This window comes from Sabulicella glaciei (genome assembly GCF_026183895.1).
GTDB classification, from domain to species: domain Bacteria; phylum Pseudomonadota; class Alphaproteobacteria; order Acetobacterales; family Acetobacteraceae; genus Roseococcus; species Roseococcus glaciei.
This window is the reverse complement of the sequence record NZ_JAPFQI010000008.1, coordinates 140,107-161,975: the sequence shown is the minus strand read 5'-3', so window position 1 is coordinate 161,975 and position 21,869 is coordinate 140,107. Positions and strand designations below refer to the sequence as shown.

General features: G+C 69.7%; 18 protein-coding genes and 2 pseudogenes. 10 read left to right on the top strand and 10 right to left on the bottom strand.

The window, feature by feature from the left end; translation table 11 throughout:
- Positions 1 to 2,781: pseudogene (locus tag OF850_RS12350) on the bottom strand (hypothetical protein); the annotation flags it as partial.
- A 374-nt stretch (positions 2,782 to 3,155) separates the two neighbouring features.
- Positions 3,156 to 4,220: a GNAT family N-acetyltransferase gene (locus OF850_RS12345; protein WP_301590456.1), complete on the bottom strand. Its 1,065-nt coding sequence runs from the start codon at positions 4,218 to 4,220 to the stop codon at positions 3,156 to 3,158.
- 213 nt (positions 4,221 to 4,433) lie between these two features.
- On the opposite strand from OF850_RS12345, the gene OF850_RS12340 reads away from it, so the two are divergent.
- Positions 4,434 to 5,072, top strand: a complete 639-nt coding sequence (locus OF850_RS12340) for a PEP-CTERM sorting domain-containing protein (protein WP_301590454.1) — start codon at positions 4,434 to 4,436, stop codon at positions 5,070 to 5,072.
- An 82-nt stretch (positions 5,073 to 5,154) separates the two neighbouring features.
- On the opposite strand, the gene OF850_RS12335 is transcribed toward OF850_RS12340, so the two are convergent.
- The 6 genes from OF850_RS12335 to OF850_RS12310 form a co-directional block, all read right to left on the bottom strand.
- Positions 5,155 to 5,913, bottom strand: coding sequence for a TlyA family RNA methyltransferase (locus OF850_RS12335; RefSeq protein ID WP_301590453.1), 759 nt, complete (start codon positions 5,911 to 5,913; stop codon positions 5,155 to 5,157).
- Between the two features lie 13 nt (positions 5,914 to 5,926).
- Positions 5,927 to 7,852, bottom strand: coding sequence for a 1-deoxy-D-xylulose-5-phosphate synthase (gene dxs / locus OF850_RS12330; protein WP_301590452.1), 1,926 nt, complete (start codon positions 7,850 to 7,852; stop codon positions 5,927 to 5,929).
- Positions 7,852 to 8,772, bottom strand: coding sequence for a polyprenyl synthetase family protein (locus tag OF850_RS12325; RefSeq protein WP_408906470.1), 921 nt, complete (start codon positions 8,770 to 8,772; stop codon positions 7,852 to 7,854). Before OF850_RS12325 ends, dxs begins: the two co-directional genes overlap by 1 nt.
- Before the next feature lie 7 nt (positions 8,773 to 8,779).
- A complete protein-coding gene (locus OF850_RS12320) occupies positions 8,780 to 9,022 on the bottom strand; it encodes an exodeoxyribonuclease VII small subunit (protein WP_301590451.1) in 243 nt (80 codons plus the stop codon).
- Positions 9,023 to 9,106: 84 nt separating this feature from the next.
- Positions 9,107 to 10,036, bottom strand: coding sequence for a histone deacetylase family protein (locus tag OF850_RS12315; protein ID WP_301590449.1), 930 nt, complete (start codon positions 10,034 to 10,036; stop codon positions 9,107 to 9,109).
- Positions 10,037 to 10,273 (bottom strand): sulfurtransferase TusA family protein, encoded by a 237-nt coding sequence (locus OF850_RS12310; RefSeq protein WP_301590448.1) that lies wholly within the window; start codon positions 10,271 to 10,273, stop codon positions 10,037 to 10,039. It abuts the gene before it with no gap.
- A 66-nt stretch (positions 10,274 to 10,339) separates the two neighbouring features.
- Between OF850_RS12310 and OF850_RS12305 the strand changes: the two genes are divergently transcribed.
- From OF850_RS12305 to OF850_RS12290, 4 genes and pseudogenes are all read left to right on the top strand, one after another.
- A complete protein-coding gene (locus OF850_RS12305; protein ID WP_301590460.1) occupies positions 10,340 to 11,215 on the top strand; it encodes an ROK family protein in 876 nt (291 codons plus the stop codon).
- A gap of 68 nt (positions 11,216 to 11,283) precedes the next feature.
- Positions 11,284 to 13,167: pseudogene (locus OF850_RS12300) on the top strand (PhoX family protein).
- Between the two features lie 31 nt (positions 13,168 to 13,198).
- Positions 13,199 to 14,458 carry a DNA polymerase IV gene (locus OF850_RS12295; protein ID WP_301590447.1) on the top strand — a complete coding sequence of 420 codons (1,260 nt, stop codon included), beginning with the start codon at positions 13,199 to 13,201 and terminating at the stop codon, positions 14,456 to 14,458.
- A gap of 63 nt (positions 14,459 to 14,521) precedes the next feature.
- Positions 14,522 to 14,950 (top strand): acyl-CoA thioesterase, encoded by a 429-nt coding sequence (locus OF850_RS12290; RefSeq protein WP_301590445.1) that lies wholly within the window; start codon positions 14,522 to 14,524, stop codon positions 14,948 to 14,950.
- A 195-nt stretch (positions 14,951 to 15,145) separates the two neighbouring features.
- Here OF850_RS12290 and OF850_RS12285 read toward each other — a convergent pair whose 3' ends face one another.
- Complete coding sequence (locus tag OF850_RS12285) at positions 15,146 to 15,355, bottom strand: hypothetical protein (protein ID WP_301590443.1); 210 nt, start codon at positions 15,353 to 15,355, stop codon at positions 15,146 to 15,148.
- Positions 15,356 to 15,444: 89 nt separating this feature from the next.
- Positions 15,445 to 16,449 (bottom strand): NAD-dependent epimerase/dehydratase family protein, encoded by a 1,005-nt coding sequence (locus OF850_RS12280; RefSeq protein WP_301590441.1) that lies wholly within the window; start codon positions 16,447 to 16,449, stop codon positions 15,445 to 15,447.
- On the opposite strand from OF850_RS12280, the gene OF850_RS12275 reads away from it, so the two are divergent.
- From OF850_RS12275 to ugpC, 5 genes are all read left to right on the top strand, one after another.
- Positions 16,448 to 17,596, top strand: coding sequence for a diaminopropionate ammonia-lyase (locus OF850_RS12275; protein WP_301590439.1), 1,149 nt, complete (start codon positions 16,448 to 16,450; stop codon positions 17,594 to 17,596). The genes OF850_RS12280 and OF850_RS12275 overlap by 2 nt on opposite strands.
- A gap of 67 nt (positions 17,597 to 17,663) precedes the next feature.
- Positions 17,664 to 19,025: a sn-glycerol-3-phosphate ABC transporter substrate-binding protein UgpB gene (gene ugpB / locus OF850_RS12270; protein WP_301590437.1), complete on the top strand. Its 1,362-nt coding sequence runs from the start codon at positions 17,664 to 17,666 to the stop codon at positions 19,023 to 19,025.
- A gap of 21 nt (positions 19,026 to 19,046) precedes the next feature.
- Positions 19,047 to 19,925, top strand: coding sequence for a sn-glycerol-3-phosphate ABC transporter permease UgpA (ugpA, locus tag OF850_RS12265; RefSeq protein WP_301590435.1), 879 nt, complete (start codon positions 19,047 to 19,049; stop codon positions 19,923 to 19,925).
- Positions 19,925 to 20,791: a sn-glycerol-3-phosphate ABC transporter permease UgpE gene (ugpE, locus tag OF850_RS12260; protein WP_301590434.1), complete on the top strand. Its 867-nt coding sequence runs from the start codon at positions 19,925 to 19,927 to the stop codon at positions 20,789 to 20,791. The genes ugpA and ugpE overlap by 1 nt, the downstream gene beginning before the upstream one ends.
- Positions 20,791 to 21,855, top strand: coding sequence for a sn-glycerol-3-phosphate ABC transporter ATP-binding protein UgpC (ugpC, locus tag OF850_RS12255; protein ID WP_301590433.1), 1,065 nt, complete (start codon positions 20,791 to 20,793; stop codon positions 21,853 to 21,855). Before ugpE ends, ugpC begins: the two co-directional genes overlap by 1 nt.
- Positions 21,856 to 21,869 lie beyond the last annotated feature (14 nt).

Genomic DNA, 21,869 nt, shown 5'->3' with positions numbered 1-21,869 from the left:
CGTGTGCGACAGGTTGGGCGCCAGGATGACCGTGTCGACCCCCGTGCCGCCGATCACCGTCTCGACATTGGAGACGGTGACCGTGTTGGTTCCGTTGGCCAGCACCAGGCGGTCATTCCCGGCGCCGAGGTCGATGACGGCGTTGGTGGTGGCCGCGCCCAGCGTGACCGTGTCCGCCTGCGAGCCGCCCGTGATCACCTCCGTGTTGAGCACCGTCACCGTGTTCGGGCCAGCCGAGGAAAGGATCAGGCGGTCGGAGCCCGCACCGAGGTCGATCGTCGCGCCGACCGCGGCGGTGGAGAAGGTGACGATGTCCGCCCCCGTTCCGCCATGGACGACCTCCACATTCGCCACGGTCACCTGGTTCGAGCCATTGGCCAGGCGCAGCGTGTCACGCCCGCCGCCGAGATCGATCGTCCCGCCGCTGATGGCCGTGCCGAGCATGACGGTGTCGGCCTGCGAGCCGCCCTTGATCACCTCGGTGTTGAAGACGACCAGCGTGTTCGGACCAGCCGAGGACAGGGTCAGGGCATCGCGGCCCGATCCCAGATCCACGGTGATCCCGTTCGCCACGCCCGACAGGGTGACCGCGTCGTCGCGGGAGGTGCCGGTCACCTTGGCCGTCGACGCAACCGTGTTTCCGGCCGGCACCTGGATGGAGGTGTCGGGGGTGGGAGCAGGAGCGGGGGCCGTCGGCGTGGTGGGGGCGGGCGCGGGGGTGGGAGCCGGCGTGGGCGTGGTGACCACGGGGATGGACCCCGTACCCGTGCTGGACCAGCTGACCTCACTGTACACGCCCGGCAGGGTGACGGCGTAGTTCAGGTTCTTGCTGTAGTCCGCAAGGCTGGTCCAGGGCGCCTTCGCCGCAATGAGGGCTTTGTAGATGTCCGCCGCGGTCTGGTTGCCCGTTAACTCGTAGATGCCGGCGAGGGTGGCCATGGCAAGCCGGGCATACTCGCCCTGGCTGTTGGTCCAGCCCGTGCCGTTCGACAGGTTGCGGGCCACGGTCTGCGCACCGATCTCCGCCCACGTGGTGAAGATGCGGCCCGTCGCAGGGTCGGTGATGGCGATGTTGTAGGCCGCCCCGTCATTCTGGGCGAAGCCGTTATTCGCCTGCAGGAAGCGGCCGATCAGGAAGTTCTCCTGCCACTTCAGGAAGGTGAGGGCGTCGGCGCTGCCTCGCGAGGCGGCGGCGATGCTCGTGGAAGCGAAATAGTCCTGCTGCCACGGACCCATGTTGCCAGAGTTGCCGTAATCGCCGGGGATCCAGCCATGGGCCTCGCCCTGCATCTTGGTCCACTCGGGGATCTTCGAAACGAGCCACTTCCAGTTGGCGTCGGCCGCAGCCTGCAGATACGCCTTCTCGGGCGAGCCTTCGGCGGCGACGAAGGCGGCGTTCTCCAGCTCGCGCAGCGACCAGGCGCTGGAGCGGACCTGTCCGCCATTCACCACGAGGTCGAGGGCATCGCTGCGCGGGCCGGGCCAGGTGCCAATGATGTTGGAGGCAGCCTGCGACATCAGGTTGTCGTAGATCCAGCGCTCGCCGGTCTGCACATACGGGAAGAATGACAACTCCGGCTGGTGCGCGCGGTCGACGTTCCAGCCCGTGCTGCCGACGAGCTGGGTGAGCTTCGTGGCGGTGGAGGTGGTGTCGGTGCCGGCGCCGTAGCGGCTGTCCGTCCAGAGCTTCGGATAGTTGTCCGTGTTGACCCAGGTGCCGTTCTTCGCGTCCCAGAAATGCCAGGGCACGGCGCTGGCCGCCTCGGCCTGGCCGAGCGCGTAGGTGGCGGCGCGGACATCCTGCGAGATGACCCAGGCCGTGTTGGCGGCCGTGAGCATCCCAAGGTCATCGCGGCCACCGGTCTGCGGGAAGTTCTGGGTCACGCCGTTGGCAGCGAGCGGCGCGTTCCAGGTGGGGGCCTGCGTCGCGGTGTGCCAGGCAGCCAGCCTTGCTTCTGCAACGGGGATCGAAAGGTCATAGGCCGCGACGGCGCCGGACTTCTCCAGGTAAGAGATGTCATGGACGATGTTCAGCCAGCCCTTGGCCGGGCCGCCGATGCTCTGGCCGCCATCGGACTCGCTGCTCGCGAACTCCTTGTGCCAGCGCTGGTACTGCCCCTGGGTGAGCGAGCCGGAATGCACGACCGCCCCGTCCAGGCGGATCGTCGTGCTGTAGTTCACCGCGCCGCCGGTGGCGGACATGGCGATGTCGTTGGCAAAGGTCGCGTCCACCGAAACCTCGCCATTCGCGAAGCCGGTGACGTCGAAGACCATGCGCATGGAACCGCCGACAGGCACCTCGACGCGCGCCTGGGTCGCATGAACGCCCTGCTGCCAGAAGGAGGCGGTGCCATTGGCCAGCGCCGCCTTCAGCGCGGCCATCACATCGATGGTCTGGCTGGCGCCGCCCGTTGGCGCGTAATCCACGGTGAAGCTGTGCGCGGAGGCAATCTTGGCGAGGTCGACCGCCGGGCCGGCCGCCGCGGTGCCCTTCGCGATCACGACGCCGACATCGGCGCCGGGCGCGATGTCGGGGCGTGCGAAGGACAGGACCGTCATCTTGGCCGAGCCATCCGGCCAAGTGGACTTCACATCGACCTGCAACGCGACCGACTTGCCGCCGATCTGCGCCACGAGACTCGTCCCGTTCGGAACGTCGCCCTGTTTGAAGACTTGGCCGAGAGTGGCGATGCCAGCCTTGAGAGTCTGGGCTCCGGCATTTTCAAGCGACAGCGCGACGATGCCACCGGCGCCGAGCGCCGGAAGGGACAGTAGGCTCATTTTGGTCTCTCCGCGGATGTGATCCGTCGTTACCTTTTTCAGAAAGTCAGAGACTTCCCGAAACATGCTGTAACGAGGAAAATTTTGGATATGCAAATTGGATGGCAACCATCCCAGTATGGGAGGAAATCGGCATCACGACTTGCGGTTATCCAAACGGTCATGATCCCTCCGGACAGCAACCCCGTCATGGGGAGCTTTCATCCTGCGGCAGCAAGCGATGGTCATCAGGACAACCATAACGTGTGCCGCTAGAGAGTTTTTGCCGGAGGATGAGGGGTAATAAAACTCGGGAAATTCCCTTACGGTTCTATCCGTAAGAATAGACACCTAATGTATTCGATATTCTGGAATAATATTGCTGTAACGAGCGACTAGAATTGCCGGATCATATGCCGTGTCATGGCTGCCCAGGCGAACGGAGACGTGAACTGGGTCCATTCGGCCCATTCAAGCGGCTTCGTATTTCCACCTAGATTCCGCTTGTATCGCTGGTCTCCAGCCAGGAAGTCATACTCACGGTCTCCTCGCGATGCTGCCTGCTCAATCGCGAGCGCATGGGCCAGGAGTCCTGGCTTTTCCTGCGGGCCGAGCTCGGCATCCGCGAAGCCGCTCTGGTAGGCGAGGACGCGTCCCTTGTGGCGAAAGTTGTAGAGGTAACCGACATCATCAGGCCCGGCCCTGAGGCGAAGCACCTCGGTCTCGCCGCGTTCAAAGCCGCGGCCGAGCAGGCTTCGATGGAAGCGCAGGAAGGAGGGATCCCGGAACGCTCCGGGCTGGCCGCGCCGGTTCCAGCTGGCCGTGTGCAACTCGGCGAGACGCAAGAGCCAGATCTCCGCCTCCTCCAGGCTGGCTGCGCTTTCCAGGCGCACCGCGCCACGCTTGGCGTAGGCACGGAGGGAGCGGCGTACCTGCTGACGGGTATTGGCGCTGACCAGGCTGAGTGGGTCGCCGCCGACGCAGCGGACCGGCTCCAGTTCCAGCACGGGCGCAGGAACAGTCCGCCGACGCCACGCAGTGCCGGCCTGAGGCAGGCAGTCCGCAACGACGCCCGGAAGGACGAGCCGGCCCAGCCCCGTGCGCCGCAGAGCCGCCTCCATCATGGAACGACCAAGGCCCTCTGGCGCGCCTGCTGCGCAAAGGGGGCCGTTGCGCTCGACATAGACAGCGTCCAGCACGGGATCGCCACTCTGATGCAAGTGCCAGGCCCAGGGCCGGCGGTTCAGCAAAGCAAGGCCGAGGAGCTTTCCGCCGGCTTCCGCACGGATAAGCCATGGATTGGTCCATCGGTCGGACGCTTCACAACCCAGCCATGTCCAACTCTGGAAGAAGGAACAGTCCGATTCCTCTTCGAGACCCCGCCACTCGGCCTCCAGTTCATACGATATTCGGATCGGAACCACTTCGAGACGGCCGGAAAAGGGGGTTGGAAGCGGCATGCCCTGTCCTGCCACGCGGTCATGATGGCAGCAACAAAGGCTATGTCGATACTCTTTACATCCAGTTAAGAAACCATTGGGATTCTGCCGTAACCCATTAAAAAATTGGGCAAAAATCGGCTTTGCATGGACCCTGCATAGGTCATGGCACGGCCCGGGAACGGCGCCGTACGGACTTTGGCTGGTTAGCCAACCATAAGAAAGGATTGAACAATGCAGATTCTGAAGCAGATGGCTCTGGGCCTCAGCATTCTGGCCGCGCCTGTCGCGGTGAACGCTGCCCCCCTGACGGGCTCGATCGACTTCGGTGGCCTGTTCCAGGGCGTCGATGCGGGTGGCGCCAACGTCCGCCTCGCCGATGCGGTGGCCGTCGACTTCTGCGCCAACGTCACCGGCAGCTGCGTCACCGGCGCTGGCGGCGCCTTCCTGACGAACGCCGTCAGCGCCGGCAGCAACATGCCTGTCGCGGTCGGCGACACCGGAACCATCCAGGACTTCAACTTCGCCTCGTTCTCGGGTCCGATCGCCAACTTCTTCACCGTGGGCGGCCTGTCCTTCGACCTGAACTCGATCAACGTGACGCAGTTCACCGTGCCGCCGCTGCCGCCCGCGACCAGCCCGACCGACTACCTGCTGATCAGCGGCATCGGCACGCTGCGCGCGGCCGGCTTTGACGACACCGCTGGCACCTTCACCTTCTCGGGCCAGACGGATGGCGTGAACCTGGTCGGCACTTTCACCTTCTCCGGTGGTGCCGCCGCGCTTCCAGTGCCGGTGCCCGCGCCGGCCGGCCTCGCCCTGCTGGGCGCCGGCCTGCTGGGCCTCGGCCTCGTGCGCCGCAAGGCCGCCTGACGCCGCTTCGGGCGGCCCCATGCGGGCGCCCGAGCAGCGCTTTTTCCGGACGGACTCCTTGCGGGGTCCGGCCGGTTCCGTTTCAGGCCTCGTGACGCGCGGCGAGAAGGAATTCGCGGTTGCCCTCGGGCCCCAGGATGGGCGAGGGCTCGATGCCGAGGACGCGCCAGCCCGGCAAGCTGTCCCACCAGGAGCCGATCTCCGCGCACACCGCTTCATGCACCGCGGCGTCGCGGACCACGCCTCCCTTGGCCACGGCGGGCCCTACCTCGAATTGCGGCTTGATCAGCGCGATGGCCCAGGCGCCGGGCCCGCAGAAGCCGAGCGCGGCAGGCAGCACCGTGCGCAGCCCGATAAAGGAGGCGTCGCAGACCAGCGCACCGAGTTCCGGCAGGTCACTGGGCTTCAGGTGACGGGCATTGACCCGCTCCATCACCACCACGCGCGGGTCGTTCCGCAATTTCCAGGCCAGCTGCCCATGCCCGACATCCAGCGCGAAGACCTGCGCGGCGCCATGATGCAGCAGCACGTCGGTGAAACCGCCCGTCGAGGCGCCGAGATCCAGGCAGGTGAGCCCGGCCGGCGAAAGGTCGAAATGCGCGAGGCCGTGCGCCAGCTTCACGCCGCCGCGCGACACCCAGGGATGGTCCTGGCCGCGCAGTTCGAGCGCCATGCCCTCCGGGATGGCGTCGCCCGGCTTGTCGATGCGACGCTCGCCGGAAAACACCAGCCCGGCCATGATCAGCGCCTGGGCGCGGGTGCGGCTTTCCGCCAGCCCGCGCTCCACCAGGGCGAGGTCGGCGCGCTGCCCCTTGACGCGCGTGCCCTTGGGCGGGGGCAAGGGCGCGCGTCTCTCAGGCGGTCGCGGAGACCGCCAGCGCCTCGCGCCCGAGCGCGGCCAGGGCGGTCTGCACGATCTGCGGCGCGTTCAGCCCGGCCAGGTCGTACTGCTTGCGCGGGTTCTCGTGGTCGATCCAGATGTCGGGCAGCACCAGCGGCCGCAGCTTCAGGCCGCGATCCAGCAGGCCACGCGTGGCGAGGTGATGCATCACCAGCCCGCCGAACCCGTTCACCGAGCCTTCCTCGATGGTGATCAGCACCTCGTGTTCGCGCGCCAGACGCTCCACCAGATCCGTGTCCAGCGGCTTGGCGAAGCGCGCATCGGCGACGGTGGTGGAAAGGCCGAAGGTGGCGAGGTCGTCCGCCGCCTTCAGGCATTCCTGCAGCCTCGCGCCGTAGGACAGGATGGCGACCTTGGTGCCCTCACGCAGCACACGACCCTTGCCAATCGGCAGCGGCGTGCCGCGCGCCGGCACGGCCTCCAGTCCGAAGCCTTCGCCGCGCGGGTAGCGCACGCCGGAGGGGCCGTCATCGATGGCCGCCATGGTGGCGACCATGTGCGCCAGCTCGACCTCGTCCGCCGCCGCCATCAGCGTGAAGCCCGGCAGGCAGCCGAGATAGGCGATGTCGAAGGACCCGGCATGGGTCGCCCCGTCCGCGCCGACCAGACCGGCGCGGTCCATTCCGAAGCGGACGGGCAGGCTCTGCAGCGCCACGTCGTGCACGACTTGGTCATAGCCGCGCTGGAGAAAGGTGGAATAGATCGCGCAGAAGGGCTTCATCCCCTCCGTGGCCATGCCGGCGGCGAAGGTGACGGCGTGCTGCTCGGCGATGCCCACGTCGAAGCAGCGCTTCGGGAACTTCTTCGTGAACAGGTCGAGCCCCGTGCCGGACGGCATGGCCGCATTCACCGCCACCACGCGGTCATCGGCTTCCGCCTCGGCGACCAGGGCCTGGGCGAAGACCTTGGTGTAGGAGGGCGGGCCGGGCGGGGCCTTCTGCTGCTCGCCGGTCACGACGTTGAACTTCACGACGCCGTGATACTTGTCGGCGCTGGCCTCGGCCGGGGCGTAGCCCTTGCCCTTCTGCGTCACGGCGTGGAGCAGGAACGGCCCCTGATGCCCGGAATCGCGTAGGTTCCGCAGCACGGGAAGCAGGTGGTCCAGGTTGTGGCCGTCCACCGGGCCCACGTAGAAGAACCCCATCTCCTCGAAGAGGGTGCCGCCGGTCAGCAGGCCGCGCGCATACTCGTCGGCGCGGGCCGCCGCGCGCTGGATCGGCGCGGGGAAGGCCTTGGCCATCTTCGCCATGAAGTCCCGTACTGACAGGAAGGGACGGGAGGAAATGGTGCGCGACAGATAGGCCGACATGGCGCCGACGGGCGGCGCGATGCTCATGTCGTTGTCGTTCAGGATGACGATGAGGTTCGACTTCAGCGAACCCGCATTGTTCATCGCCTCATAAGCCATGCCGGCGGACATGGATCCGTCGCCGATCACGGCGACCACGTGGTTGTTGTCGCCCTTCAGGTCGCGCGCCACCGCCATGCCCAGCCCGGCCGAGATGGAGGTGGAGGAATGCGCGGCGCCGAACGGGTCGTACTCGCTTTCGGCGCGGCGGGTGAAGCCGGACAGCCCGCCGCCCTGGCGCAGGGTGCGGATGCGGTCGCGCCGCCCGGTGAGAATCTTGTGGGGATAGGCTTGGTGGCCCACGTCCCAGATCAGCCGGTCCTTGGGCGTGTCGAACACCGCATGGACCGCGACGGTCAGCTCCACCACGCCGAGCGACGCGCCGAGATGGCCGCCGGTGACGGACACGGCCGAGATCGTCTCGGCGCGCACCTCGTCGGCCAGCTGCTTCAGCTGCTCGTTGGAGAAGTTCTTCATGTCCGCAGGGACGCGCACGCGGTCCAGCAGCGGGGTGGCGGGACGGTCGTGCATCAGTTCCTCCGCTCGATCACGAAGCCGGCGAGACGCCGCAGCAGCTCCGCGCGGGAATCGAATGAATCCAGGTGGCCGCGCGCCTGTTCCACCAGGCGCTCGGCCTGGATGCGGGCGCGTTCGAGGCCCAGAAGGGACACCAGCGTCGCCTTGCCGGCGCCCGCATCCTTGGCGGTCGCCTTGCCCATCTCTTCGGCCGAGGCGGTGGCGTCGAGCAGGTCGTCGGCGATCTGGAAGGCGGCGCCCAGCTCGCGCCCATAGGCGGCGAGGGAGTGGCGCTGCGCGGGCGGCGCCTTGCCCAGCACCGCGCCCGCCTCGGCCGAGAACTCGATCAGCTTGCCCGTCTTGAGCAGCTGGAGGCGGCCGATCTGCGCCTCGTTCATCGGTTCCTCCGCCTGCTCGGCCAGCATGTCGAGCATCTGGCCGCCACACATGCCGCGCGCACCGGCGGCGCGGGCCAGGAGGCGCACGAGCTCGATCCGCACCGCGGGGTCGGGGTGGGTTTCTTCCCCCGCAAGGACGTGGAACGCCTGGGTCTGTAAGGCGTCGCCCGCCAGGATGGCGGTCGCCTCGTCGAATTGCTTGTGGTTGGTCGGCTTGCCGCGGCGCATGTCGTCGTCGTCCATGGCGGGCAGGTCGTCGTGGATCAGGCTGTAGGCGTGCACCATCTCGATCGCGCAGGCGACGCGCAGCGCCGCTTGGCGGGAAACGTTGAACTGCCGCGCCCCTTCCAGCACCAGGAAGCCGCGCAGCCGCTTGCCGCCGCCGATGGTGGAGTAGCGCATCGCCTCGTAGAGCCGCGCCTCGCCGCCCTCGGGGATCGGCAGGAGCCGGTCCAGCGCCGCGTCGATCTCCCCCGCGGCCTCGTTCATGGCCTCCGCGAGGGTGTGGACGGAAAGCCCGCCCGTTTGATGGTCCATCCGGCTTCTATTCCACGTCGCGGAGGGAAAGGCCGCTGCGTCCTTCCACCACCGCCTGAACCTTGGCCTCGGCCTCGGCCAGCTTCTGTTCGCAATGCCGGCGCAGCGCCGCGCCTCGTTCATACTCGCCGATGGCCTCGGCCAGGGTGCTCCGTCCTGCTTCCAGCGACCGGACGATCGCCTCGAGCTGGGACAGGGCTTCCTCGAAGGATAGGTCTGCCAACCCCTCCTTCTCCGTCTGGCCACTCATCGACACCCTCCCCCTCAAGCGAGACACCATAAAGGAGCGGAGGGGAAACCCAAACTCCGTGGCCCGGTCAAGATGGACGCTGTGTCAGAACTGCAACAGCACCCGCACATGCGCCGCCGCGGAGGAAGCGAGGGCATCCAGATCGTAGCCACCTTCCAGCAGGCTCACGATCCGCCCGCCGCACTGCTCCTCCGCCAGGGCGCAGAGCTCCTCCGTAATCCAGGCAAAATCGGCATCAGTAAGGCGAAGCTGGGCCAGGGGGTCGCGCGCATGGGCGTCGAAGCCAGCCGAAACCACGATCATCTCCGGCGCGAAGGCGCGGATCGCGGGCAGGAGCTGGCCCGACCAGGCGGCGCGGAACGCCTCGCCATTGGCGCCTGGGGGGAGGGGCGCGTTGACCACGTTGCCGCAACCCCGCTCATGCGCCGCCCCGGTGCCGGGATAGAGCGGCATCTGGTGGGTGGAGCAGAACAGGATGGAGGGGTCGTCCTTCACCACGTCCTGCGTGCCGTTGCCGTGATGCACGTCGAAATCGACGATGGCGACACGGCCGATCCCGTGATTCGCCTGTGCCTCCCGCGCCGCGACCACGGCATTGGCGAAGAGGCAGAACCCCATGGGCCTGCGCCGCTCCGCATGGTGGCCGGGCGGGCGGGTGGCGCAGAAGGCGCGGCGCACCCGTCCGGAGCAGACTTCGCCTGCCGCCATCGCCGCCGCCCCGGCCGCGAGCAGCGCGGCGCGGGCGGTGTGGGCGTTCATCACCGTGTCGGCATCCAGGGCGACATATTCGCCCTCGGCCGGGCGCACCCCGAGCAGGGTCTGGACGTATGCCTCGGGATGGGCGCGGCGGAGCTGCTCCTCCGTCGCCTCCGGCGGCTCGTCGCGCAGGAGGGGGGAGAATTCCTCCGCGTCCAGGGCGCGCCAGACGGCGCGCAGCCGGTCGGGCGATTCCGGGTGGCCCTCGCCCATCTCGTGCAGGGCGCAGTCACGGTGGGTCAGGTAGAGGACGGCCACTCAGCCCTCCGCCTTCCGGCGCAGGACGAAGCGGAGGTGTCCCTCCTCCTCGCCCCAGGCGAGGAGCTCGTGGCCCGTCTCGCCCGCGAAGGCGTGGAAATCCTTCACCGCGGCCGGATCGGTGGCCAGGACCACCAGCTCGCCGCCGGGCTTCATCCCGCGCAGCGCCTTGTTGGCCTTGAGGACCGGAAGCGGGCAATGCAGGCCGCGGACATCGAGGGTGACGGGTTCCTCCATCGCGGCATCGAACCACCGCCGGGGGCTGGACGGCAAGGGCGGGCGCGGCCAGCCTCCGCCGCCATGATGCGGATCGGCGTGGATCTCGGCGGCACCAAGACGGAGGTGGCGGCGCTGGATCGGGAAGGGCAGGTGCGGCTGCGGCGCCGGGTCCCGACCCCGCGCTCCTACCCCGGCGTGATCGAGGCGGTGCGCGGGCTGGTCGAGGGCGCGGAAAGGGAGCTGGGCGAGGCGGGCACGGTCGGCGTCGGCATTCCCGGCAGCCTGTCGCCGGCCACGGGCCTCGTGCGTGGTGCCAACTCCACCTGGCTGAATGGCGGCCGCCTCGCCGAGGACCTGTCCGCCGCCCTGGCGCGCGAGGTGCGCCTGTCCAACGACGCCAATTGCCTCGCCCTGTCCGAGGCGGCGGACGGGGCGGCGCGCGGCGCGGCGAGCGTGTTCTGCGTGATTCTCGGCACCGGGGTCGGCGCCGGCATCGTGCTGGACGGGCGCATCCTGGAAGGGGCGAACCGCATCGCCGGGGAATGGGGCCACAACCCCTTGCCCTGGATGACCCCCGACGAGCATCCAGGCCCACGCTGCTGGTGCGGCCAGCACGGCTGCATCGAGACCTTTCTGTGCGGACCCGCCCTGGCGGCCGATGCGGATGGGGAGGGTGCGCGCGACGCTTCCGGCCTGCCGGACCGGACCGACCCCGCCGCCCGCGCCGCCCTGGCGCGCCATGCGGACCGGCTGGCGCGGGCGCTGGCCCATGTGGTCAATCTGCTCGACCCGGAGGTGGTGGTGCTGGCCGGCGGGCTGTCCAACATGACGCATTTGTATGAGGAAGTGCCGCGCCTCCTGCCGCGCCACGTCTTCTCCGACGTGGTCCGCACGCGCCTCGTCCCGGCGCGGCATGGCGATTCCTCCGGCGTGCTGGGCGCGGCGCGGCTCTGGCCCTGAGCGTCAACGAAGCGTCATTTGCCCCGCGCAGCGCCCCGTCGCATGAAGACGGCGAGGGGGCCTTCGCCATGGACGAGACCGACGACATCGGCAGCAATCGCTCCACCGCGCCGTCGATCGGCACGGTGATCTCCCGCCGCGCCGCGCTGCTGGGTGGGCTGGCCGCGCTGGCGGCGCGGGGGGGGGGCGCCAGCGCGGCCGAGCCGGGCCTCGGCTTCGCGCCGCTGCCGCACCGCCTGGCCCCGGAGGATGCGGTGCCCGAGGGCCATCGCCGGGAGGTGGTGCTCCGCTGGGGCGACCCGGTGCTGCCCGGCGCGCCGCCCTTCGACCCGCTGAACCAGACCGCCGAGGCGCAGGCGCGGCAATTCGGCACCAATGTGGACTTCCTGGCCCTGCTTCCGGCGGAGCGCGGCGGCACCACCGAGCGCCGCGCCCTGCTCTGGGCCAATCACGAATATGCCAGCACGAGCCTGATGTTCCCGGGCCTCGGCACGGGGCGGGAGGCGCGGTCGCGCGTTTCGGCCGAGCAGGTGGCGGTGGAGATGGCGGCGCTGGGCGGCAGTGTGGTCGAGATGGAATGGCGCGGCGGCAGCTGGGCCGCCAACCCGGAGGGGCCGCTGAACCGCCGCATCACCGCCTCCACGCCGATGGAGATCCGCGGCCCCGCCGCCGGCCATCCGCTCCTGCGGAGCTCAGCGGATCCGGAGGGGCGGCGCGTGCTCGGGATGCTGAACAATTGCGGCGGCGGCGTCACGCCCTGGGGCACGGTGCTGACCTGCGAGGAGAACATCAACGTCTTCTTCGGCGGCGCCGCGCGGGACGCGGCGCAGCGCGAGGCGTATCGTCGCTTCAACATCGTCGCCGACCCGTTCTACGCCTGGCATCGCCACGTCGCGCGCTTCAACCTGGCGCAGGAGCCGAACGAGCCCAACCGCTTCGGCTGGGTGGTGGAGGTGGACCCGTACGACCCGCACTCCACCCCGATCAAGCGAACCGCGCTCGGCCGCATGAAGCACGAGGGCGCGGCCACGGCCCTCACGCCCGATGGCCGCGTCGCGGTCTACATGGGCGATGACGAGCGCTTCGAGTACATCTACCGCTTCGTTTCCGCCCACCCCTTCGACCCCGCGCGCCCCGAGGCGAACCGTCACCTGCTGGACGAAGGCACGCTGTCCGTCGCGCGCTTCGAGGCCGACGGCACGGTGCACTGATTGCCCCTGGTGCAGGGCGAGGGGCCGCTCACCGCGGCCAACGGCTTCCCCTCCCAGGCCGAGGTGCTGATCGAGACGCGCCGCGCCGCCGACCTGCTCGGCGCCACCCCCATGGACCGGCCCGAGGACGTGGAGGCCAACCCCGCGACCGGCCGCGTCTACGCGATGCTCACCAACAACTCCCGCCGTGCCGCCGAGCGGGCGGACCCCGCCAATCCGCGCGGCCCTAACCCGCACGGCCACGTGATCGAGATGGTGCCTCCTGGCGCGCCGGAGCGCCCGGACCACGCCGCCCCGGTCATGCGCTGGAACCTGTTCCTGCGCGGCGGAAGGCCGGAGGCGGAGGCCGGGGCGGAGTACCACCGCGCCGCGAACGGAGAGGGGAACTGGCTGTCCTGCCCCGACAACTGCTCCTTCGACAGCAAGGGCCGCATCTGGATCGCCACGGACGGGGCCGGGTCGGCCGCCGGCGTCGCGGACGGGCTCTTTGCCGCCGAGACGGACGGCGCGGACCGCGCCCTTCCGCGCCTCTTCTACCGGGCGCCGGTCGGCGCCGAGGTCTGCGGCCCCGTGATCGAGGCGGGCGAGCGCAGCATCCTGCTCGCCGTGCAGCACCCGGGCGAAATTTCGGGCGCCTCCTTCGACCGTCCCGCGACGCGGTGGCCGGATTTCGAGGAGGGCCTGCCGCCGCGCTCCGCCGTCGTGGCGATCACGCGCGAGGATGGTGGCCCCATCGGTTGAAGCGAAGGCGGCGCGAGCGGATAATGCCCCCGTGCCCGCCCTTTGCCGCGACTGCTTCTCCACCGCGCCCGGCGACGGGCCGGCCTGCGCCGCCTGCGGCGGGCGGCGCATCGTGCGGCATGACGAACTCTTCGCGCTGACGGTCGCGCACCTCGATTGCGACGCCTTCTATGCCAGCGTCGAGAAGCGCGACCGCCCGGAACTGGCGGCCAAGCCCGTGATCGTGGGCGGTCTGACGCGCGGCGTGGTGGCGGCGTGCTGCTACGTCGCCCGCACGCGCGGCGTCCGCTCCGCCATGCCGATGTTCCAGGCCCGCGCCCTGTGCCCCGACGCGGTGGTGATCCACCCCGAGATGGCGAAATACGCGCAGGAGGCCCGGCGCATCCGCGCGATGATGGAGACGCTGACGCCGCTGGTGCAGCCGCTTTCCATCGACGAGGCGGTGCTGGATCTGCGCGGGACGGAGGTGCTGCACCGCGCGCCGCCGGCGGTGACGCTGGCCCGCCTGGCGCAGCAGGTGGAGCGGGAGGTGGGGGTGACGGTCTCGGTCGGCCTCGCGGCGAACCGGCTGATGGCGAAGCTGGCGGCGGAACAGGACAAGCCGCGCGGCTTCGCGGTGATCGGGGCGAAGGAAGCGGCGTCCTGGCTGGCGCCGCAGCCCGTCGGCCTCCTGCCCGGAATCGGCCCGGCGGCGGTGCGGCGCCTCGCCGCGCTCGGCATCACGCGGCTTGGGCAGCTTGCGGCGCTTGACGCGCGTTCCGCCCTGCTGCGGCTGGGACCGGAAGGGCCGGAACTCGCGGCCCGCGCCCGCGGCGAGGACGGGCGCCCGGTGAGCCCAGAGCGCGAGACGCGCAGCATCAGCGCCGAGACCACCTTCGACACGGATCTCTCGACGGTGGAGGCGCTGGAGGCGCCGCTGTGGCGCATGTGCGAGAAGCTGGCCCGGCGCCTCGCCACCAAGGGCTTCGCGGCCGGCGGGGTGGTGCTGAAGCTTAAGACCGCGCGCTTCGAGACGCGCAGCCGCGCCGGGCGCCTGGGCGCCGCGACGCAGGTGCCAGAAACGCTGTTCGAGGTGGCGCGCGCCCTCCTGCGGCGCGAGGCGGATGGCACGCCCTTCCGGCTGATCGGCGTCGGCGCCAGCCCGCTGCTGCCGGCCGAAGGCGCCGACGTGGGCGACCTTGCCGACCCGGAAGCGCCGCGCCGGGCCGCGCGCTGGCGGGCCATGGAGGCGCTGCGCGGCCGCTTCGGCGAGGCGGCAGTGCGGCAGGGGCGCTCCTCCGGCAAGGGCTAAGGCCCTTCCGCCCCGGGACACGCCGCGCCAATCTGCCGGCGCAGCACGGAACAGGGAGGCGGCATGGACGCGGCGACTCGCGCGGAGTTCGGGGTGGAGGGGGAATGGCACGTGGCGAAGCGCCACCGCATCCGCTGGGCGGAATGCGACCTCTATGGCCACGTGAATCACGCCGCCTACCTCATCATGTTCGAGGATATGCGGGTGGAGCACTGGTTCTCGCTTGGCCAGGAATTGCGCCCCGATGCGCCCGGCCCGGTCGTGGCGCGGCTGGAGGTGCGCTACCTGCGCGCCCTGGGCTTCCAGGACGACGTGCTTCTGACGCTGCGGACGACCGGGTTCCGCAACACCAGCTACACCCACGAATACGCAGTCTGGAAGGACGGGCTCTGCTTCGAGGCCAAGGCGCTGCTGGTCTGCGTGAAGGACGGCGCCAGCACCCCCATCCCGGATTTGGCACGGGCCGGGATGGAAGCCGCGCTCAAGGCCTAGCTGCAGGCCAGGACCAGCGCGTTGCGGATGTCCTGCTTCGTCCAAATGCGGGCCACGTTGGCCATCGCGAAGCGCGCCGTGGCACCCGGGCCCGAAGGTGGGGTTCGCCTCGTTCATGAAGCTCTGCTCCACGCCGGGGCGGGAAAAGGGTGCCCGTGGCGCGGTGGGTGCCGGACGGGGGGCGGTTGCGGGTCGTCACCTCGGCGGTCTTGAGTTCGCTGCCCGATCCATGCGCGGCATGCGCGAGGTGCCGAAGGAAACGCCAGCCACCTCCATCGGGCTATTCTCCACGCAGTTGGCCGAGGCGCTGCGGGCGGTCGCGTCCTGGGCCAATGCCCCGCCAGCGGGAATGGCCAGCGCCAGCGGCACGGCGAGAATGGCGGCGAGGGCTCCGATGCGGATCATGGCGATGCTCCTTCTGATGGAGGGAGTGTGGCGGGGCGCCAAAAGTCCCGCCACGGCATCACCCCGATCGCCCCGATAGGCGCAGGCTTTCAGCCGAGGCGCTCGCGCCGCGTCGGCTCCAGATCCTCCTCCACGAAGCCCTGCAGGATCGCCTCCATCCCCGGTTGCGGCCGAAAGCCGAGGCGCCGGGCGCGTTCGGCCGTGAAGGCGGCGGGCCAGCCGCCGACGATGGCGGCGACGCCCGGGTCAGGCTCCGGCCTCACCAGGGCGCGCTGCTCCGGTGAGAGCACGGCGAGCATGTCCCTCACGCTCACGCTGAGCCCCGGCGGGTTGATGCCTCGGTCGAGGCCGAGCGGTCCCGTGTCCATGGTCATCGCATGGTGCAGCCAGTCCACCGCGATGCGCGGCGAGCAGACCCAGAGGCAGAACTCCTCGCCTACCGGCAGCGGGGTCTCCAGCCCAAGCAGCGGCTCCCGCAGGATAGAGGAAACGAAGGAGGACGCCGCCTTGTTGGGCCGCCCGGGCCGGATGATGACGGTGGGCAGGCGGATGGAGAGGGCGTCCAGCATCCCGCGGCGCGAGGCGTCCTGCAGCAGCAGCTCCGCCGCCGCCTTCTGCGCCCCGTACGAATTGGTGGGGAGCTGCCGCGCCTCGTCCGGCAGGGTCGCCGACTGCCCGCCGCCGAAGGACGCCACGGAGGAGGTGAAGACCACGCGCGGCGGCTTCGCGAGTTGCCGGCAGCGCTCGATCACCGCCAGCGTGCCGCGCAGGTTCACATCCAGGCCGAGGTCGTAATCCGCCTCCGCCGCCGCGCTGACCACGGCCGCGAGGTGGATGACCGCATCCGTCCCTTCCGGGATGGCGCGCCGGAGCGCCGCCGGGTCGGACACGTTGCCGGCCACGCGCTCCACCGGGAAGGGTGCGTCCAACGGCGGTGGCTCCGCCATGTCGAACAGGGTGAGGCGGCTCGCCGCGCCCTCCGCGGCGAGACGTGCGGCAAGCTTGCGGCCGAGGAACCCCCCGCCGCCGAGGATGGCGATCTGCATGGCGCGGAGGTTGCCGGAGCACGGGGCGCCCGCCAAGCTGCCTGTCATGGAGCAGCTCCTCGTCAATCCGCGCCACGGCGCGCCGGGCCTCGTCGTGCTGCCGGAGGGCGGGTTCCGCCGCGCCCGCGCCGAGATCGAATCCTGGCAGGGCTATGCGCCGACGCCGCTGCGGGAGCTGCAATGGCCCGGAATCGGCACGCTGTTCTGGAAAGATGAAAGCGCGCGCTTCGGCCTGCGCTCCTTCAAGGCGCTGGGCGGCGCCTATGCGGTGATGCGCGCACTCTCGGCGGAGCTGGCGCGGCGCGGCGCGGCCAGGGCGCCGGACGGGAAGGCGCTGGAATCCGGCGAACTGGCCGACCAGACCGCCCAGGTCACGGTTACCTGCGCGACGGACGGCAACCATGGCCGCAGTGTCGCCTGGGGCGCACGGCGCTTCGGCTGCTGCTGCGTGATCTTCGTGCATGAGCATGTCAGCAGGGGCCGTCGCGACGCCATCGCCGCCTTCGGCGCCGAGGTGCGGGAGGTGAAGGGCAATTACGACGACAGCGTGCGCGAGGCGCAACGCGTGGCCGAGACGGAAGGCTGGCTCGTCATCTCCGACACCTCCTACCCTGGGTACACCGAGCCGCCGCGCGACGTCATGCAGGGCTACCGCCTCATGGCGGCCGAGGCGCTCGAGCAGATGGGCGCCCCGCCCACCCATGTCTTCGTGCCCGGCGGCGTCGGCGGCGTCGCGGCGGCCGTGTCCGTCCAGCTCCGATCCAGCGGGGCGCGCAATGCGCGCCTCGTGGTGGCGGAGCCGGACCGCGCCGCCTGCCTGCTCGAATCCGCGCGGGCGGGGGAGGCGGTGACGGTGGCGGGCGAACTCGACACGGTCATGGCCGGGCTGGCCTGCGGCGAGCCCTCGCTGCTGGCTTGGCAGGAGCTGGAGCGCGGCGCCTTCGCCTTCATGGCCGTGCCGGATGACGGCGTCCCGGTGGCGATGCGCCGATTGCGCGCGGAAGGAATCGAGGCGGGGGAAAGCGCGGTCGCCGGTCTGCTGGCGCTGGAAGCGGCGCTGGCGCGGCCCGATTGGCGCGACGCGCTGGGGCTGGATGGCGCGAGCCGCGTGCTGGTCTTCGGCACGGAGGGCGCGACCGACCCCGACCTTTACGAGCGCTTGTCGCGAACTGATCCCTTCACGCGACCGACATAAATGTGTCACATGCGGGCAACCGCCGGGGTCTAACGCCCGCGGACCGAACATATTGGGAGTCGCCTGCATGCTGCGTCGTCGTCAACTGGGCCTGGCCGCCGCCGGGACCCTCGCCCCCGTCGCGCTTGCGGCGCCCGCGCTGGCCCAGGGCGGCCCCACCGAGATCCAGTTCTGGCACGGCCTCGCCCAGCCCCTGGGCGGGCTGCTCGAAGCCATCGCCAACGACTTCAACAACTCCCAGAACCGCGCCCGCGTGGTCTCCACCTTCCGTGGCGGCTATCCGGAGACGATGGTGGCAGCGATCGCCGCCTTCCGCGCCGGCACCGCGCCGCACATCGTACAGATGTTCGAGGTGGGTACGGGCACGATGATGGCGGCCGGCCGCGCCATCAAGCCGCTGCACGAGCTGCTGCGCGAAACGAACGTCAACATCAACTTCGACGACTACCTGCCGGCGGTGCGCGGCTATTACAGCCTCGCCGACGGGCGCATGATGTCCATGCCGTTCAATTCCTCGACGGCGATCATGTTCTACAACAAGGACGCCTTCCGCCGCGCCGGGCTGAACCCGGACGAGGCACCGAAGACCTGGGCCGAGGTCCGGCAGGCCGCGCAGCGCATCAAGGCGGCGGGGCACGAGATGCCCTTCACCACCGCCTGGCCGACCTGGACGCAGATCGAGCAGCAGAGCGCGATCCACAACCAGGAGATCGCCAGCCAGGAGAACGGCTTCGGCGGGCTGAACACCGAGCTGCGCGTCAACAACCCGCTGATGCAGCGCCACTTCACGAACCTCCTGGAGATGGGCCGCGAGGGCACCTTCCGCTGGGGCGGGCGCGATTCGGCGGGCGATGCGCTCTTCGCCTCCGGGCAGGCGGCGATCGTCCACGCTTCCTCCGGCGCGCGGGCGCGCTTCGTGCGCGAGGTGCCGGGCGGCGTGGCCAATATCGGCGCGGCGATGTTGCCTTATTACGAGGACGTGCCGGGCGCGCCCATCAACTCCATCATCGGCGGCGCCTCGTTCTGGGCGATGAACCGCGGCCCGAACGCGCAGCGCAGCGCCGACGAGAACCGCGCCATCGCCGAGTTCTTCGCCTTCCTCGCCCGGCCCGAGGTCGCGGCGAAGTGGCACACCGACACCGGCTTCCTGCCCGTCACCCGCTCCGCCTATGAGCGCGTGCGGCAGAGCGGCTTCTACGAGCAGAACCCGGGCGCCGACATCCCGATCCAACAGCTGCTGCGCGGCGACCGCATGACCGGCGCGAGCCGCGGCATCCGCCTGGGTGGCTTCGTCGAGATCCGCGTCATCATGCAGGAGGAGATGGAGCGCGCGCTGCAGGGCCAGCAGGCGGCGCCGCAGGCCTTGCAGAACATGACGACCCGGGGCAACGCGGTACTGCGCAACTTCGAGCGCACGAACCGGGGCTGATCCGGGAAAAGGGGGCGCGCGTTGCGCAAGGTTCACTTCAAGGGCATCGCGCTCCCCTACCTGCTGCTGCTGCCGCAGCTGGTGATCACGGGGCTGTTCTTCTTCTGGCCGGCGGGCATGGCCGTCTACCAATCCTTCCTGCGGGAGGACGCATTCGGCCTGTCCAGCCAGTTCGTCGGCTGGGAGAACTACGCCGACGTGCTTTCCGACCCGACCTGGCTGGAATCGGCGGCGCGGACGGGGGTGTTCTCCGTGAGCGTGGCCGTGCTGGCGCTGGGCGTGGCGCTGTTCCTGGCGGTGCAGGCGGACAAGCACATCCGCGGCGCCGACACCTACAAGACGCTGCTGATCTGGCCCTATGCGGTGGCACCGGCGCTGGCCGCTGTGCTGTGGCTGTTCATGTTCCACCCGAATATCGGCATCTTCGGGCGGATGCTGAACGCGCTCGGCATTCCCTGGGACTACCGGCTGAATGGGGGGCAGGCGCTGACGCTGGTGATCCTCGCCTCCGCCTGGAAGCAGGTCTCCTACAACTTCATCTTCTTCCTGGCCGGGCTGCAATCCATCCCCCGCGCAGTGCTGGAGGCGGCGGCGATCGACGGCGCCAGCCCGATGCGGCGCTTCTGGACCGTGGTGTTCCCGCTGCTCTCGCCCACGGCCTTCTTCCTGCTCGTAGTCAACCTCGTCTACGCCTTCTTCGACACCTTCGGCGTCATCCACTCCCTGACCCAGGGCGGGCCGGGCAAGAGCACCGAGACGCTGATCTACCGCGTCTACACGGACGGGGTGATGAACCTGAACCTGGGCAGCAGCGCGGCGCAGAGCGTGATCCTGATGATCATCGTCGTGGTCCTCACCGCGGTGCAGTTCCGCTACGTCGAGCGCAAGGTGCACTACTGATGGACCTCGCGGAGAAGACGCGGCGCCGGCGGCGGCGCGAGGCAGTCGTCACCCATCTCTGCCTGATCCTGGGCGTGCTGATCTTCGCGTTCCCAATCTATCTCACCATCATCGGCTCAACCCATGACGTGAACACGATCGGCCGCGGCGACGTGCCGATGGTGCCGGGCGGCGAGGCGGTGGCGAACTACACCCAGGCCTGGGAAGCCGGGGGCGGGCGCTACATGGGCACGCCGGCCGGCCGGATGCTCGCCAACAGCCTCGTCATGGCGCTGCTGATCGCCTTCGGGAAGATCGCGATCTCGTTGACCAGCGCCTATGCGGTGGTGTTCTTCCGCTTCCCGGGCCGCATGGTCTGCTTCTGGCTGATCTTCATCACGCTGATGCTGCCGGTGGAGGTGCGGATCATCCCGACCTTCCAGGTCATGGTGGACCTGCAGCTCATCAACACCATGACCGGCCTCGTGGTGCCGCTGATCGCCTCGGCGACGGCGACGCTGCTATTCCGGCAGTTCTTCCTCACTATCCCGGACGAATATGTCGAGGCGGCGAAGATCGACGGGGCGGGGCCGCTGCGCTTCTTCCGGGACGTGGTGCTGCCGCTCTCCGTCACCAACGTCGCGGCGCTCTTCGTCATCTTGTTCATCTACGGCTGGAACCAGTATCTCTGGCCGCTCCTGATCGTGAACGACCGTTCGCTGGAAACGATCGTCGTGGGCCTCACGAAGATGATCGGCGGCGGCGACTCGCAGAACGAATGGAACGTGATCATGGCGACGGCGGTCTACGCGTTGCTGCCGCCCGTGGCGGTGGTCCTCTTGATGCAGCGATGGTTCGTGAAGGGCCTGACGGAGACCGAGAAGTAATGGCCACGCTGTATTTGCAGGATATCCGCAAGTCCTTCGGCCCCACCCAGGTCCTGCACGGGGTCAGCCTGGACGTGGCGGATGGCGAGATGATCGTCATCGTCGGCGCCTCGGGCTGCGGCAAGTCCACCCTGCTGCGCATCGTGGCCGGGCTGGAAACGCAGACCTCCGGACAGGTCGTCATCGGCGGGCAGGACGTGTCGGGGCTGGAGCCCGCCGACCGCGACGTGGCGATGGTGTTCCAGAACTACGCGCTCTACCCGCACATGTCGGTCTTCGGGAACATGGCCTACGGGCTGAAGATCCGCGGCGTCCCGAAGGCGGAGATCGAGCGGCGCGTGAAGGAGGCCGCGGAACTCCTCGGCATCGGCGCGCTGCTGGAGCGGCGGCCGCGCCAGCTCTCCGGCGGGCAGCGCCAGCGCGTCGCCATGGGCCGCGCCATCGTGCGCGAACCGAAGCTGTTCCTGTTTGACGAGCCGCTCTCCAACCTCGACGCCAAGCTGCGCGTGCAGATGCGCGCCGAGATCCGGCGGCTGCAGCGGCGCCTCGGCGTCACCAGCCTCTTCGTGACGCATGACCAGGTGGAGGCGATGACCCTGGGCGACCGCCTCGTCGTCATGCATGGCGGCCACGCCGCGCAGATCGCGACGCCCATGGAGATCTGGGCCAAGCCGGCCGACACCTATGTCGCAGGCTTCATCGGCAGTCCGGCCATGAACTTCCTGCGCGGGACGCTGAGCCACGGCGGCGTGGTGGCGACGCTTCCGGGCGGCGTTTCCGTTCCGCTTCCCGGCCGTGCCGGCGCGGATGGAAACGAGGTGCTGATCGGCATCCGGCCCGAGCACCTGCGCCCCGGCGTGGGCGGGCTTTCCCCTGTCATCGAACTGGTGGAGCCGCTGGGCAGTGAGAGCGTGCTGCATGGCCGCCTGCCCGATGGCAGCCCGCTCACCGCGCGCCTGCCGGGCGCTGTGCATCCCGAGGGCGCGCTGGCGCTCACCCTACCGCCGGAGTCGCTGCATGTTTTCGATGCCGGATCCGGAAAGAGGATTGAAGCGGTCGCCTGACGCCGCCACCTGAC

Coding starts and splice junctions, on each gene's coding strand:
- OF850_RS12345 (WP_301590456.1), bottom strand. CDS start 4,220: ATGCCGCTTCCAACCCCCTTTTCCGGCCGTCTCGAAGTGGTTCCGATC.
- OF850_RS12340 (WP_301590454.1), top strand. CDS start 4,434: ATGCAGATTCTGAAGCAGATGGCTCTGGGCCTCAGCATTCTGGCCGCG.
- dxs (WP_301590452.1), bottom strand. CDS start 7,852: ATGCACGACCGTCCCGCCACCCCGCTGCTGGACCGCGTGCGCGTCCCT.
- OF850_RS12325 (WP_408906470.1), bottom strand. CDS start 8,772: ATGGACCATCAAACGGGCGGGCTTTCCGTCCACACCCTCGCGGAGGCC.
- OF850_RS12320 (WP_301590451.1), bottom strand. CDS start 9,022: ATGAGTGGCCAGACGGAGAAGGAGGGGTTGGCAGACCTATCCTTCGAG.
- OF850_RS12310 (WP_301590448.1), bottom strand. CDS start 10,273: ATGGAGGAACCCGTCACCCTCGATGTCCGCGGCCTGCATTGCCCGCTT.
- OF850_RS12305 (WP_301590460.1), top strand. CDS start 10,340: ATGCGGATCGGCGTGGATCTCGGCGGCACCAAGACGGAGGTGGCGGCG.
- OF850_RS12290 (WP_301590445.1), top strand. CDS start 14,522: ATGGACGCGGCGACTCGCGCGGAGTTCGGGGTGGAGGGGGAATGGCAC.
- OF850_RS12285 (WP_301590443.1), bottom strand. CDS start 15,355: ATGATCCGCATCGGAGCCCTCGCCGCCATTCTCGCCGTGCCGCTGGCG.
- OF850_RS12275 (WP_301590439.1), top strand. CDS start 16,448: ATGGAGCAGCTCCTCGTCAATCCGCGCCACGGCGCGCCGGGCCTCGTC.
- OF850_RS12280 (WP_301590441.1), bottom strand. CDS start 16,449: ATGACAGGCAGCTTGGCGGGCGCCCCGTGCTCCGGCAACCTCCGCGCC.
- ugpB (WP_301590437.1), top strand. CDS start 17,664: ATGCTGCGTCGTCGTCAACTGGGCCTGGCCGCCGCCGGGACCCTCGCC.
- ugpE (WP_301590434.1), top strand. CDS start 19,925: ATGGACCTCGCGGAGAAGACGCGGCGCCGGCGGCGGCGCGAGGCAGTC.
- ugpC (WP_301590433.1), top strand. CDS start 20,791: ATGGCCACGCTGTATTTGCAGGATATCCGCAAGTCCTTCGGCCCCACC.